The 13,325-nt window shown below is 74.1% G+C and carries 8 protein-coding genes; 4 read left to right on the plus strand and 4 right to left on the minus strand.

The annotated features are described in order from the left end of the window. The 3 genes from IH61_RS0111280 to atzF form a co-directional block, all read left to right on the plus strand. Nucleotides 1-1,628 (plus strand): purine-cytosine permease family protein (locus IH61_RS0111280; RefSeq protein WP_031068355.1); only part of this gene is annotated, 1,628 nt, incomplete at its 5' end. A gap of 95 nt (nucleotides 1,629-1,723) precedes the next feature. Beyond that, nucleotides 1,724-5,314 (plus strand): urea carboxylase, encoded by a 3,591-nt coding sequence (gene uca, locus IH61_RS0111285; protein ID WP_031068357.1) that lies wholly within the window; start codon nucleotides 1,724-1,726, stop codon nucleotides 5,312-5,314. Then, nucleotides 5,311-7,032, plus strand: coding sequence for an allophanate hydrolase (gene atzF / locus IH61_RS0111290; protein WP_051836823.1), 1,722 nt, complete (start codon nucleotides 5,311-5,313; stop codon nucleotides 7,030-7,032). The genes uca and atzF overlap by 4 nt, the downstream gene beginning before the upstream one ends. Here atzF and IH61_RS0111295 read toward each other — a convergent pair. Then, nucleotides 7,011-9,017: a heavy metal translocating P-type ATPase gene (locus IH61_RS0111295; RefSeq protein ID WP_031068360.1), complete on the minus strand. Its 2,007-nt coding sequence runs from the start codon at nucleotides 9,015-9,017 to the stop codon at nucleotides 7,011-7,013. The two genes, atzF and IH61_RS0111295, sit on opposite strands and share 22 nt — an antisense overlap. 98 nt (nucleotides 9,018-9,115) lie before the next feature. Here IH61_RS0111295 and IH61_RS0111300 point away from each other — a divergent pair, with 98 nt between their 5' ends. Continuing rightward, the gene (locus tag IH61_RS0111300; protein ID WP_037972340.1) at nucleotides 9,116-9,517 is read left to right on the plus strand and encodes an ArsR/SmtB family transcription factor; all 402 of its coding nucleotides are present in this window, start codon (nucleotides 9,116-9,118) and stop codon (nucleotides 9,515-9,517) included. Here IH61_RS0111300 and IH61_RS0111305 read toward each other — a convergent pair. The 3 genes from IH61_RS0111305 to IH61_RS0111315 all read right to left on the minus strand — a co-directional run bounded on the left by IH61_RS0111305 (nucleotide 9,514) and on the right by IH61_RS0111315 (nucleotide 13,309). Then, entirely contained in the window at nucleotides 9,514-10,695 is a 1,182-nt protein-coding gene (locus tag IH61_RS0111305) for a 3-hydroxybenzoate 6-monooxygenase (RefSeq protein ID WP_031068363.1), read from the minus strand. The two genes, IH61_RS0111300 and IH61_RS0111305, sit on opposite strands and share 4 nt — an antisense overlap. After that, the gene (locus IH61_RS0111310; protein WP_031068366.1) at nucleotides 10,692-12,572 is read right to left on the minus strand and encodes an anthranilate synthase family protein; all 1,881 of its coding nucleotides are present in this window, start codon (nucleotides 12,570-12,572) and stop codon (nucleotides 10,692-10,694) included. Before IH61_RS0111310 ends, IH61_RS0111305 begins: the two co-directional genes overlap by 4 nt. Before the next feature lie 77 nt (nucleotides 12,573-12,649). Then, a complete protein-coding gene (locus tag IH61_RS0111315; protein ID WP_031068369.1) occupies nucleotides 12,650-13,309 on the minus strand; it encodes an isochorismatase family protein in 660 nt (219 codons plus the stop codon). Nucleotides 13,310-13,325 lie beyond the last annotated feature (16 nt).

Consider the following 13,325-nt stretch of genomic DNA (forward strand, 5'->3'; position numbering starts at 1 on the left):
CACCGCAGTCGGCGACAACACCGCACTCCCCGACGAGCCAGGCGACCAAGGAGACGCTGGAGGACTACACCCTCCGTTTCGCGCCCCGCAGCTACCGTCGCTGGACCCCCATGGTCGTGGCCACCACGGCACTCGGCGGCATCGCCTACATGGCCGACTTCTCGATCGGCGCAGGCATCGGGCTCGCCCACGGCACCGGCAACGCGCTGGTCGCGATCGCCGTCGCGGCCGTGGTCATCTTCGTCACCGGCTTCCCCCTCGCCTACTACGGCGCCCGCTACAACATCGACCTCGACCTGATCACCCGCGGCTCCGGCTTCGGCTACTACGGCTCGGTCCTCACCAGCGTCATCTTCGCCAGCTTCACCTTCATCTTCTTCGCCCTCGAAGGCTCGATCATGGCCCAGGGGCTGAAGCTGGGCCTCCACCTCCCCCTGTGGCTCGGGTACCTGGTCTCCACCCTGATCGTGTTCCCGCTGGTGATCTACGGCATGAAGGCACTCAGCAAGCTCCAGGTGTGGACCACCCCGGTCTGGCTGCTGCTGATGGTCGCCCCGCTCGTCTACCTGATCGCCCAGGACCCCGGCACGGTCGACCGCTTCCTCGGCTACGCCGGCACGGACGGCGACGGCGGCATCAACACCGCGTCGGTGCTGCTCGGCGCGGGCGTGTGCCTGTCCCTCATCGCGCAGATCGGCGAGCAGATCGACTACCTGCGCTTCATGCCGCCCAGGACCGAGGCCAACAAGCGCACCTGGTGGACCGCCGTCGTCATGGCCGGCCCGGGCTGGGTCGTGCTCGGCGCGCTGAAGCAGGCCATCGGCGTCTTCCTCGCCGTCTACATCCTCGCCAAGGTCGGACCGTCCGTCGCGACCGAGCCGATCCAGCAGTTCCGCGCCGCGTTCGACGCGATGATGCCGTCCTGGATGGTGGTCCCGCTCGCCCTCGCCCTGGTCGTCATCAGCCAGATCAAGATCAACGTGACGAACGCCTACTCCGGCTCCCTCGCCTGGACGAACTCCTTCACCCGTGTCACCAGGCACTACCCGGGCCGCACGGTCTTCGTCCTGGTGAACCTCGGCTTCGCGCTCGTCCTGATGGAAGCCGACATGTTCAGCTTCCTCAACAGCATCCTGGGCTTCTACTCGAACTGCGCCATCGCCTGGGTCGTCACCGTGGCCACCGACATCGGCGTCAACAAGTACCTGCTCAAGATCTCCCCGCTCCAGCCGGAGTTCCGCCGGGGCATGCTGCACGCGGTGAACCCGGTCGGCGTGGTCGCCTTCGTCGCGGCCTCGGGCCTGTCCATCGGCATGTACTTCCACGCGCTCGGCGACACCCTCCAGCCGTACTCCCCCGTCGCCGCCGCCGTCATCGCCTTCGTCCTCACACCCCTGATGGCCGTGGTCACCAAGGGCAGGTACTACCTGCGCCGCACCGACGACGGCATCGACGAGCCGCTTCTGGACCCCGACGGCAACCCCAGCGCGGTCACCCTCGACTGCCACGTCTGCCACCAGCCCTACGAGCGGCCCGATCTGGCCGCCTGCGCCACGCACGACGCGGTGGTCTGCTCCCTGTGCCTGAGCACCGACAAGGTCGGCGACCACCTCCTGCCCGCCGCCTGACCCCCCTCGCCACCGGTGCCGCGGGAAGCGTCGCCGAGTTCCCGCGGCACGGACCGCCTTCCGCGGCACGGCCCGCTCTCTGAGGAGCTGACATCGTGTTCGACACCCTGCTGGTCGCCAACCGCGGCGAGATCGCCTGCCGCATCATCCGCTCGGCATCCGCACTCGGCCTGCGGACCGTGGCGGTGTACTCCGACGCCGACCGCGCCGCACCGCACGTGCGGATGGCCGACACTGCGGTACGCCTGGGCCCGGCGCCCGCCGCCGAGAGCTATCTGCGAGCGGACCTGGTCCTGGCCGCCGCCCGCGAGACGGGCGCCGGGGCGATCCATCCCGGGTACGGCTTCCTCTCCGAGAACGCCGCGTTCGCCGCCGAGGTGGAGGCGGCGGGCCTGGCCTTCGTCGGCCCGACGCCCCGCCAACTGGAGGTCTTCGGCGCCAAGCACACCGCCCGCGCCGCGGCCGAGGCAGCCGGGGTCCCCCTGCTGGCCGGTACCGGGCTCCTCCCGGACCTGGCCGAGGCCCTGCGGGCCGCCGAGGACATCGGCTACCCGGTGATGCTCAAAGCGACGGGCGGCGGAGGCGGCATCGGCATGCGGGCCTGCGCCGATCCGGAGGAACTGCGCTCGGCGTACGCCCAGGTCACCCGCCTCGCCCGGGGCAACTTCGGCGACGGCGGGGTCTTCCTGGAGCGGTACGTCTCCCGCGCCCGCCATGTCGAGGTGCAGGTGTTCGGCGACGGCACCGGCCGGGTCGTCAGCCTCGGCGACCGGGACTGCTCCCTCCAGCGCCGCCACCAGAAGGTCCTGGAGGAGGCCCCCGCCCCCGGCCTCCCGCCCGCGCTCCGCGAGGAACTGCACCGCAGCGCGCGGGAGTTGTGCGCCACGGTCGGCTACCGCTCCGCCGGCACCGTGGAGTTCGTCTACGACGCCGACCGCGAGGAAGCCGCCTTCCTCGAGGTCAACACCCGCCTCCAGGTCGAGCACCCGGTCACCGAGGAGATCACCGGCGTCGACCTGGTCGGCTGGATGCTGCGCCTGGCCCGCGGCGACAAGGACGTCCTCGACGGCATCGGCCCCGACGGCCCGCCCACCCGCGGGCACGCCGTCGAGGCGCGCGTCTACGCCGAGGACCCGGGCCAGGACCACCGCCCCAGCGCCGGCCTGCTCACCCGCGTCCAACTCCCCAGCGGCGTGAGGGTGGACGGCTGGGCCGAGACCGGCCAGGAGATCTCCACCGCCTACGACCCGATGCTCGCCAAGGTCATCGCCACCGGCCGCGACCGCGACGAGGCGTTCGCCAGACTGGCCCAGGCGCTGGAGGAGACCCGGATCGACGGTGTGGAGACCAACCTCGGTCTCCTGCGCGCCGCCTGCGGCGCGCAGGAGGTCACGGCCGCCCGGCACACCACGGGCACCCTCGCCTCCGTCACCGACGCGCGCCCCCGCATCGACGTCGTACGCGGCGGCACCCTGACCACCGTCCAGGACTGGCCCGGCCGCACCGGCTACTGGGAGGTCGGCATCCCGCCCAGCGGCCCGATGGACGACCTCTCCTTCCGCCTGGGCAACACCGCCGTGGGCAACCCGGAGGGCGCCCCCGGCCTGGAGTGCACCCTGGAGGGCCCGGCCCTGCGCTTCTCGCACCCGGCGGTCGTCTGTGTCACCGGCGCCCCGGCCCACGTCACCGTCGACGGCACGCCCGCCGCCCAGTGGGAGCCCTTCGACCTGCCCGCCGGAGCCCTGCTGGAGGTCGGAACCGCAACGGGCCCGGGCATGCGCACCTACGTCCTCATCCGCGGTGGCCTCGACCTGCCCGGCTATCTCGGCAGCGCCGCCACCTTCACCCTCGGCGGCTTCGGCGGCCACGCCGGACGCGCCCTGCGCACCGGCGACGTCCTCCGCCCGCTCGTACCCGCCCCCGGATCGCCGGCACCGGACTCCGTACCGTCCACCGAACGCCCGCACTTCACCACCCACTGGCGGATCGCGGTCAGCGAGGGCCCGCATCCCGCCCCCGACTTCCTCACCCCGCGCGGCCTCGGGACGATGTACTCGGCCGAGTGGAAGGTCTCCGCCCAGTCCGCCCGCACCGGCGTACGACTCGTCGGCCCCCGGCCCGAGTGGGCCCGCCCCGACGGCGGCGAGGCCGGGCTGCACCCCTCCAACGTCCACGACACCGCGTACTCCGTCGGCGCCGTCAACCTCACCGGCGACACCCCCGCGATCCTCGGCCCCGACGGCCCCAGCCTCGGCGGCTTCGCCTGTCCGGTCACCGTCGTCGCCGCCGAACGCTGGAAGACGGGCCAGCTGCGCCCCGGCGACACCGTACGCTTCGTCCCCGTCACGGAGTCCCGCGCGGACGACCTGCGCCGCTCGCCCACCCTGCTCACCCTCCCCACCGAGGGCCCGGACCCCGACCAGGGCGTGCTCGCCCGGCGGCCCGCCACCACCACCACCCCCGAGGTCGTCTACCGGCGCGGCGCGGACGACAACATCCTCGTCGAGTACGGCCCGATGACCCTGGACCTCGCCCTGCGGATGCGGGTGCACGCCCTGGCCCAGCACCTCGCCGCCCACCGCCCCGCCGGCCTCGTCGACATCACCCCCGGCGTCCGCTCCCTCCACCTGCACACCGACCCCGACACCCTCCCCCTGCGCACCCTGCTCGGCGCCCTCCAGGAGGCCGAGGACCAGCTCCCCGCCGCCGACGGACTGACCGTGCCCAGCCGGGAGGTCCACCTCCCCCTGTCCTGGGACGACCCGACCGTGGACGAAGCCATCTCCCGCTACCTCACCTCGGTGCGCGACGACGCCCCCTGGAACCCGTCGAACATCGAGTTCATCCGCCGGATCAACGGTCTGGACTCGGTGGACGACGTCCGCCGGATCGTCTTCGACGCCCAGTACCTCGTCCTCGGCCTCGGCGACGTCTACCTGGGCGCCCCCGCCGCCACCCCGGTCGACCCCCGCCACCGGCTGGTCACCACCAAGTACAACCCGGCGCGCACCTGGACCGCCGAGGCAGGCGTCGGCATCGGCGGCTCCTACCTCTGCGTCTACGGCATGGAGAGCCCCGGCGGATACCAGCTCATCGGCCGCACGGTCCCCATCTGGGGCGGCCTGCGCCCCGGCCGTTCCTTCTCGGACGGCATCCCCTGGCTGCTGCGCTTCTTCGACCGCATCGTCTGGCACCCCGTCTCCCCCGCCGAACTCCTCGACATCCGGGCCGACCTGGCCTCCGGACGGGGACAACTCGACATCAGGCCCGGCACGTTCTCCCTCGGCGACCACGAACGTTTCCTGCACCGGAACGCCGACAGCATCGCCGCCTTCCGCACCCGCCAGGCCGCGGCCTTCGCCGCCGAACGACAGGCGTGGGAAGCGGCGGGCGAACTCACCGAACGGGCCGAGGCCGCCCCCGTGGCGTCCGCCGGGCCCGTCTCCCTGCCCCCCGGCGGCAGCCTGGTCGACGCCCCGCTCAGCTCCAGCGTGTGGAAGGTGACCGCCGAACCCGGGACCCGCGTCGAGGCCGGACAGCCGCTCGTCGTCCTGGAGGCCATGAAGATGGAGGTCGTCGTCCGTGCCCCGGCCGACGGCGTCGTCGCCGACGTCCTCGTCTCCCCCGGCCAGCAGATCGACGCCGGCACACCGTTGGCCGTCATCCTCCGAGAGGAAGCAGCATGAACCAGTCCCCCACCGACCCCGTGACAGCCGAGGAGCGGCTCGCCGCCGCCTACGAGCGGATCGACAAGGCCGAACGGCCGGAGATCTGGATCACCCTGCGCCCCTACGAGGACGCCCTGGCCGAGGCCCGCGCCCTCGACGCCCGCGTGGCGGGCGGAGAGGTCCTGCCGCTCGCCGGTCGTCTCCTCGCCGTCAAGGACAACATCGACGTCGCGGGCCTGCCCACCACCGCCGCCTGCCCCGCCTACGGCTACCGTCCGCAGGTCTCGGCCACGGCCGTACAGCGGCTGACGGACGCCGGCGCGCTCGTGCTCGGCAAGACGAACATGGACCAGTTCGCCACCGGCCTGGTCGGCACCCGCAGCCCGTACGGACCCGTCCGCAGCGCGGGCGATCCGGAGAAGATCTCCGGCGGCTCCAGCTCGGGCTCCGCCGTCGCCGTGGCCCTGGGCATCGCGGACCTCGCACTGGGCACGGACACGGCCGGCTCGGGCCGGGTACCGGCCGCGTTCAACGACATCGTCGGCATCAAGCCCACCCTCGGCCTGGTTCCCAACACCGGCGTCGTCCCCGCCGCCCGTCCCTACGACTCCGTCACCGTCTTCGCCCGCACCCTCACCGAGGCCCAGCAGGCGCTGACCGTCATGATCGGTCCGGACGAGGCCGACCCGCGCAGCCGGACCTGGCCCGACGCCGTACGGCTGGCGGCACCGGAGCGGCCCCGGATCGCCCTTCCCCGCGAGGAGGACCTCGCACCGCTCTCCGAGGAAGCCCGAGCCGCCTTCCACGCGGCTGCCGGACGGCTTCGGGAAACCGGCGCCGAAACCGTGGTCACCGACGTGTCGCCGCTGCTGGAGGCCGCCCGGCTGCTCTACGACGGCGCCCTGGTCGCCGAACGCTACGCCGCCGTCGGCGAGTTCCTCGCGCGCGACCCCGAGGCCGACCCCGTCGTCGCCGGCATCATCCTCGCCGCGGGCACCCTGCCCGCCCACGCCCTCGCCGCCGACCAGGAACGCCTCGACCACTTCAGGGCGGCCGCCGCCCGGCTGCTGTCCGGCCTCGACGCCCTGCTCCTGCCCACCACCACCGAACACCCCACCATCGCCGCCGTCCAGGCCGACCCGGTCGGCATCAACAAGCGCCTGGGCACCTACACCAACTTCGTCAACCTGCTCGACCTGGCCGCCGTGGCCGTTCCGGCCGGCGAGGCCGACGGCAGCCCCTTCGGCGTCAGCATCATCACCCGGGCCTTCGACGACCAGACGGGCCTCGACCTCGCCGCCCGCCTCCTCGAGGAGAACGGTGATGCTCCGACTCCCCTTCCCGACACCGGAGTCGACCTCGCCGTCTTCGGCGCCCACCGGCACGGCCAGCCCCTCAACCACCAGCTCACCGGGCTCGGCGCCCGCTACGCCGGCCCGGTGCGAACCGCCCCCGCCTACCGGCTGACCGCCCTGGCCACCGAACCTCCCAAACCGGGCCTCATCCACGTGGGGCCCGGCAACGGCGGCACGATCAGCGGCGAACGCTGGACCCTCTCACCGGCCGCCCTCGGCCGCTTCCTCGCCGACCTGCCCGCACCGATGTCCCTCGGCCGCATCCAACTCGACGACGGCTCCTGGGTCTTGGGATTCCAGTGCGATCCGCACAGCGCGGCCTCGGGAACCGACATCACCCACTACGGGGACTGGCTCACCTACCTGGCCGCGAAGCCGTAGGGGCCCGCCCCGTCCTGCCGGGCCCGGGTCCAGGCGGCCTCGCGCAGGAGGCGCAGGCCGTTGAGGCCGACGATCACCGTGGAGCCCTCGTGGCCGAGGACGCCGAGCGGGAGCGGGAGGGTGGCGACCAGGTCCCAGACGACCAGGACGGAGATGAACACCGAGGCGATCACCAGGTTCTGCACCACGAGGGAGCGGGCGCGGCGCGAGAGGGCCACCACGGCGGGGACGGTGGCGAGTTCGTCGCGCACGACGACCGCGTCGGCGGTCTCCAGGGCGAGGTCGGAGCCGGCCCGGCCCATGGCGATGCCGGTGTGGGCGGCGGCGAGGGCGGGGGCGTCGTTGACGCCGTCGCCGATGACGAGCGTTCTGCGTCCGGCCGCCTCCTGCTCGCGGACGGCGGCCACCTTGTCCTGGGGCAGCAGAGCGGCCCGGACGTCGGTGATGCCGACCTCGGCGGCGAGGCGGGCGGCGGCGCGGGGGTTGTCGCCGGTGACGAGCACCGGGGTGCGGCCGGTGAGGGCGGTCAGGGCGGTGACGGTGGAGGCGGCGTCGGGGCGCAGCCGGTCGGCGATGCCGAGCACGCCGACGGGGACGCCGTCGGCCTCGACGAGGACGGCGGTGCGGCCGGCCTCCTCGAGTTCGGCCGCGAGGACGGCGGCGTAGGCGCTGGCGGGGTCGGTGCGGCCGCTGATCATCCGGGCCGGTGCGCCGAGGGCGAGGATGCGGCCGCCGGCGGCGGCGGTGATGCCGGCGCCGGGGGTGGAGGCGAAGTCCTCGGCGGGCGGCAGGGTGAGGCCCCGGGTGCGGGCGGCGTCGACGACGGCGCGGGCGATGGGGTGTTCGCTGGGGTGTTCGGCGGCGGCGGCGAGGGTGAGGAGGTCGTCCTCGGTGAGGCCGGAGCCGGCGAGGGGGCGCAGGTCGGTGAGGCGGGGGGTGCCTTCGGTGAGGGTGCCGGTCTTGTCGAGGGCGACGGCGTCGACCTGGCCGAGGCGTTCCATGACGACGGCGGACTTGACGAGGACTCCGTGGCGGCCGGCGTTGGCGATGGCGGAGAGCAGCGGCGGCATGGTGGCCAGGACGACGGCGCACGGGGAGGCGACGATCATGAAGGTCATCGCCCGCAGCAGGGAGCCGGTCAGGGCGGCGCCGAAGGCGAGCGGGACCGCGAAGACGGCGAGGGTGGCGGCGACCATGCCGAGCGAGTAGCGCTGTTCGACCTTCTCGATGAACAGCTGGGTGGGGGCCTTGGTCTCCGACGCCTCCTCGACCATCCTGACGATCCGGGCGATGACGGAGTCGGAGGCGTCCCGCTCGACGGTGACGCGCAGGGCGCCGGTGCCGTTGAGGGTGCCGGCGAAGACCTCGTCGCCGGGCTGCTTGGCGACGGGCAGCGGCTCGCCGGTGATGGTGGCCTGGTCGACCTCGCTCGCGCCGTCCGCCACGCGTCCGTCCGCGCCGATCCGCTCCCCCGGGCGGACCAGCACGGTGTCCCCGACGGCGAGTGCGGCAGTGGCGACGGTCTCCTCGGCGCCGCCGGGCAGCAGCCGGGTGGCGGTGGCCGGGGCGAGGTCGAGCAGGCCCCGGACGGAGTCGGCGGTACGGGCGGTGGCGAGGGCCTCGAGGGCTCCGGAGGTGGCGAAGATGACGATCAGCAGGGCGCCGTCCATGACCTGGCCGACGGCGGCGGCGCCGAGGGCGGCGACGATCATCAGCAGGTCGACGTCGAGGGTCTTCTCCCGCAGGGCCCGCAGCCCGGCCCAGGCGGGCTCCCAGCCGCCGGTGGCGTAGGCGAGGGCGTGGAGCGGGCCCCAGGCCCAGGCCGGGGCGCCGGTGAGCTGCAGCGGCAGGGCGGTCAGGAACAGCGCGGTGGCCGCGGCGGCCCAGCGGGCCTCGGGCAGGGCGAACACCCGGGTGCGCCGCTTCGGGGCGGCGTCGGCGGGGGCGGCGACCGGCGCGGGGCGCTCGATCAGGGTGGAGGACATGCGGGAGGGGACCCTTCGAGGAGCACAGGGCGGGCGACCGAACCCACAATACAGGAACATATGAACAGTCCTTCATTCATGCTCTGTAGGATGGTCGCATGGGTCATGGAGCAGCGCCGCCGAACAACGCCGTCCCGCACACGCGTCTGGACGCCGCCGGCGCCGCCCGTGTGGCCACCACCCTCCAGGCCCTGGCCACCCCCTCCCGCCTGCTGATCCTCTCCCGCCTGCGCGAAGGCCCCTGCGCCGCCACCGAACTGGCCGCCGAGGTCGGCATGGAGCAGTCCGCCTGCTCCCACCAGCTGCGCCTGCTGCGCAACCTCGGCCTCGTCGTCGGCCGCCGCAACGGCCGCTCGGTCGTCTACGCGCTGTACGACAACCATGTCGCCGCGCTGCTCGACCAGGCCGTCTACCACATCGACCACCTGCGCCTCGGCCTCAGCGACGCCGCCGAGGGCGCGGAGGCCGGGGACGAGCCCGAGGCCGAAGCGGCTCGTTAGGGCACCGGCTGCGCCGTGTGCAGCCAAGCCAGTTGATCGTGCAGCCTGTCCTCCGTGAGGGGGCGCAGCAGCTCGTCACGGGTGCGGGCGGCGGCGTCGGCGGGGTGGTAGAGGTCGGTGCCGATGCGGCGGGAGAGGAGTTGGATGCGGGCGGTGCGCTCGCGGCGGCTGTCCTCGTAGCGGGTGAGGCGGGCGGGGAGGTCGGCGGGGGTGGCGCCGGGCAGGAGGGCGCCGAGGGTGACGGCGTCCTCGAGGGCCTGGCAGGCGCCCTGGGCGGCGTACTGGAGCATCGGGTGGGCGGCGTCGCCGAGGAGGGTGATGCGGCCGCCGGTCCAGCGGTCGGCGGGGTCGCGGTCGCACAGGACCCAGCGCCGCCAGTCGCGGCCGAGCTCGAGCAGGGATCTGGGGGTCGGGGCCAGACCGGGGAAGCGGGCGAGGACGGTGTGGCGCTCGGCGGGCCTGCCGGAGACGGCCTCGGTGGCGCCGTCGTCGAGGACGGCGGCGAGGTTGAGGCTGGCGCCGCCGGCGACGATGTAGTGGACGAGGTGGTAGCCGGGCCCGGCCCACAGGGTGACGGTGCGTGAGTTCAGGTGGACGGGGACGTCGTCGATGGGCAGCAGGGTGCGGAAGATGGTGTGGCCGTTCGGCCGGGGCGGCCCGTCGCCGAGCAGCCGGGCGCGCACGGTGGAGCGGATGCCGTCGGCGCCGACCAGCAGGTCCCCCTCGTACCGGCGGCCGTCGGCCGTGGTGACGGTGACCCGGCCGTGCCGGTCCTCGCTCTGGGCGGTGAGTTCGGCCCCGGCCAGCAGCCGGATGCGCTCGTGGGAGCGGCAGGCGTCGAGCAGCGGAGTGTGCAGGTCGGCGCGGTGGACGACGGCGTACGGGTTGCCGAAGCGGCGGCGGTAGCGCTCGCCGACGGGGACGGCGGTGAGCCGCTGCCCGGTGACGGCGTCCATCAGCCGCAACTCCTCGACCAGGACGGCGCGTTCGCGCACCGCGCGGCCGACGCCGAGCCGGTCGAGGGCGGCGAAGCCGTTGGGGGCGATCTGGATGCCGGCGCCGATCTCGGTGAAGGCGTCCTGCCGTTCGAGGACGGTGACGCGGTGTCCGGCCGAGGCGAGGGCCAGGGCGGCGGCGAGGCCCCCGATGCCTCCGCCCGCGACGAGGGCGTGGATCACCGGGCACCTCCGGTCAGGGTCGCGGCGAGCAGCGAGCCGAGGATGCGCGGCCCGTCCTGGGTGAGCACGGACTCGGCGTGGAACTGGACGGAGGCGAAGTGCGGCCCGCGCAGGGCGTGGACCTCGCCGTCCCCGGGGTCGCGGCTGATCGTCACCGGACCGGCCTGCGGGTGGTGGAGGGTGTCCCGGTCGGCGCGGGCGGCGTAGGTGTTGTAGAAGCCGACGTGCTCGCGCCGCCCGTACAGGTCGATGCCGCGCCGCACGCCCTGGTGCGGCCGGGTGCGGCGGACGAGCGGCAGGCCCAGGTGGGCGGCGAGGACCTGGTGGCTGAGGCAGACCGCGAACAACGGGCGGCCGGTGGTGAGTCGGCGGCGCAGCAGGGCCGTCAGGCGGGTGACGGCGGGGTGTGCCGGGTCGCGCGGGTCGCCGGGGCCGGGGCCGAGGATGAGGAGGTCGTAGCCGTCCGGGTCGGGCAGGTCGTCGTGGCGGCGGACGGTGGCGTCCAGGCCCAGGGCACCGACCTGCTGGGCGAGCATGGCGGTGAAGGTGTCCTCGGCGTCGACGAGCAGGGCGCTGCGCCCGGCCAGTACGGGGTGGGTGTGGCTCCGGCGGGCCGGTTCGGCCGTCCAGAAGTCGGCGGTGCGGGCCTGGTGGGCGCCGAGCGCGGACTGGACGTCGGGGTGGGTGGCGAAGCGTTCGGGGGTGGTGTCGGTGAGGGCGGCGAGGAGGGCGGACGCCTTGACCCTGGTCTCGCGGGCCTCGGCCTCGGGGCGGCTGTGCCGGACGAGGGTGGCGCCGACGCCGATGGACAGGCGGCCGTCGGGGGTGAGGTCGGCGGTGCGGATGAGGATGGTGGAGTCGAGGATGCGCCCGCCGCGCGCGTCGCGGCCGATCAGGGCGGCGATGCCGCTGTAGTAGCCGCGCCCGGTGGGTTCGTGGCGGGCGATGACGGCGGCGGCGTTCTCCAGGGGCGAGCCGGTGACGGTGGGGGCGAACATGGTCTCGCGCAGGATGTGCCGCACGTCGTGCCCGGTGCGGCCCTCGATCAGGTACTCGGTGTGGGCGAGCCTGGTCATCTCCTTGAGCCGGGGGCCGATCAGGCGCGGGCCCTCGGGGCAGATCCGGGCCATCATCTTGAGTTCCTCGTCGACGACCATGGACAGCTCCTCGGCCTCCTTGCGGTCGTCCAGGAAGCCGAGGACGCCTTCCAGGGTGGCGCCGCCGGGCGGGTAGCAGTAGGTGCCGCTGATCGGGTTCATGACGGCGGTGGACTCGCGCAGGCCCAGGTGGCGTTCGGGGCTGGCGCCGACGAGGACGTGCTCGCCGGTGTGGACGAGGAAGGTCCAGTGGGTGCCGCGTTCGCGCTCGAGCAGCCGGCGGTAGAAGGAGAGGACGGCGGCGGTGGAGTAGCCGGGCAGCCAGGCGGTGTAGGTGCGCCGGATCACGAAGTTGGCGCCCTGTCCGGTGCCGATCTCCTCGGCGAGGACGCGGCGCACGGTGTCGGCGTACTCCTGGTCGGAGAGGTCGAAGCCGCCCTGGTCGAGTTTGACGGGCTCGTCGGGCAGCCGGGTGAGCGCCTCGGCGAGCGGCAGGCTCTGCCGGTCGGTGACGGTCATCGCGACCAGCGGGTGGCCGTCGTCGTGGGCCGGGTACCCGCGCTCGGCGAGCTGGCGGTAGGGGACGAGGACGAGTGATTCGCCGAACGGGCCTTCTTCCAGGGGCAGTTCGGCCAGGGTGGCGCAGGTCCGCGGGTCGGCGAGCAGCACCTCGACGGCCCCGGGGTCGCTCTGCGGGCGGTGCAGCAGGGCGAAGGCCCCTGCGGTGCCGCTCAGGACGCGCTCCAGAAGGTCGGGAACGGACGGGTCGGGCGCAGGCAGGTCGGGCGCGGACGGGTCGGGCCCGGACGGGTCGGGCCCGGACGGGTCGGGCCCGGACGGGTCGGGCGCGGCGGCGTTCAGCACGGCTCCTCCGCGCGGGCGCCGAGGGAGGTGCAGACCTCGGCGGTGGCGACCACGGCGGCGCAGCGCCGCGCCGCGTAGGCGAGGGCGCCGCGGTGCTCCTCGGCGCTCAGGTCGGCGACGGCGTCGCCGACCAGGAACGCCTGGACGTCGTGGGTGAACGCGTCGACGGCGGTGGCGAGGACGCCGATCTGGGCGTAGACCCCGCACAGCAGCAGCTGGTCCCGTCCGGTGGCGCGCATCCGCTCCAGGAGGTCGGTGCGGAAGAAGGCGCTGTAGCGCCACTTGGTGAACCGCCAGTCGTGGGCGGCGGGTTCGAGCGGGGCGACGATGCGGCGGTGCTCCGCGCTCAGTGCCATGCCGGGGCCCCAGAAGTCGGCGAGCAGGCCCCGTTCCTCGGGGGTCATGCCGCCGCGCTGGGCGGTGTAGGCGACGGGCACGCCGAGGGCGGCGCAGTGGTCGCGCAGCCGGGCGATGTTGCGCACGAGCGGTTCCCGGGGCGAGGTGCCGACGGGGAAGGGGCGCAGGAAGTACTCCTGCATGTCGTGGATGAGCAGGACGGCTCGGCGCGGGTCGGCGCGCCAGCCGACGACCGGCGCGGGGAGGTCGTCCGGCTGGGGCAGCGGGTAGGGCTCGACGAATGGGAGGCCGGACATGGGTGGTGCGGTCCTT

It is taken from the genome of Streptomyces sp. NRRL WC-3742, from assembly GCF_000720635.1.
GTDB lineage: Bacteria > Actinomycetota > Actinomycetes > Streptomycetales > Streptomycetaceae > Kitasatospora.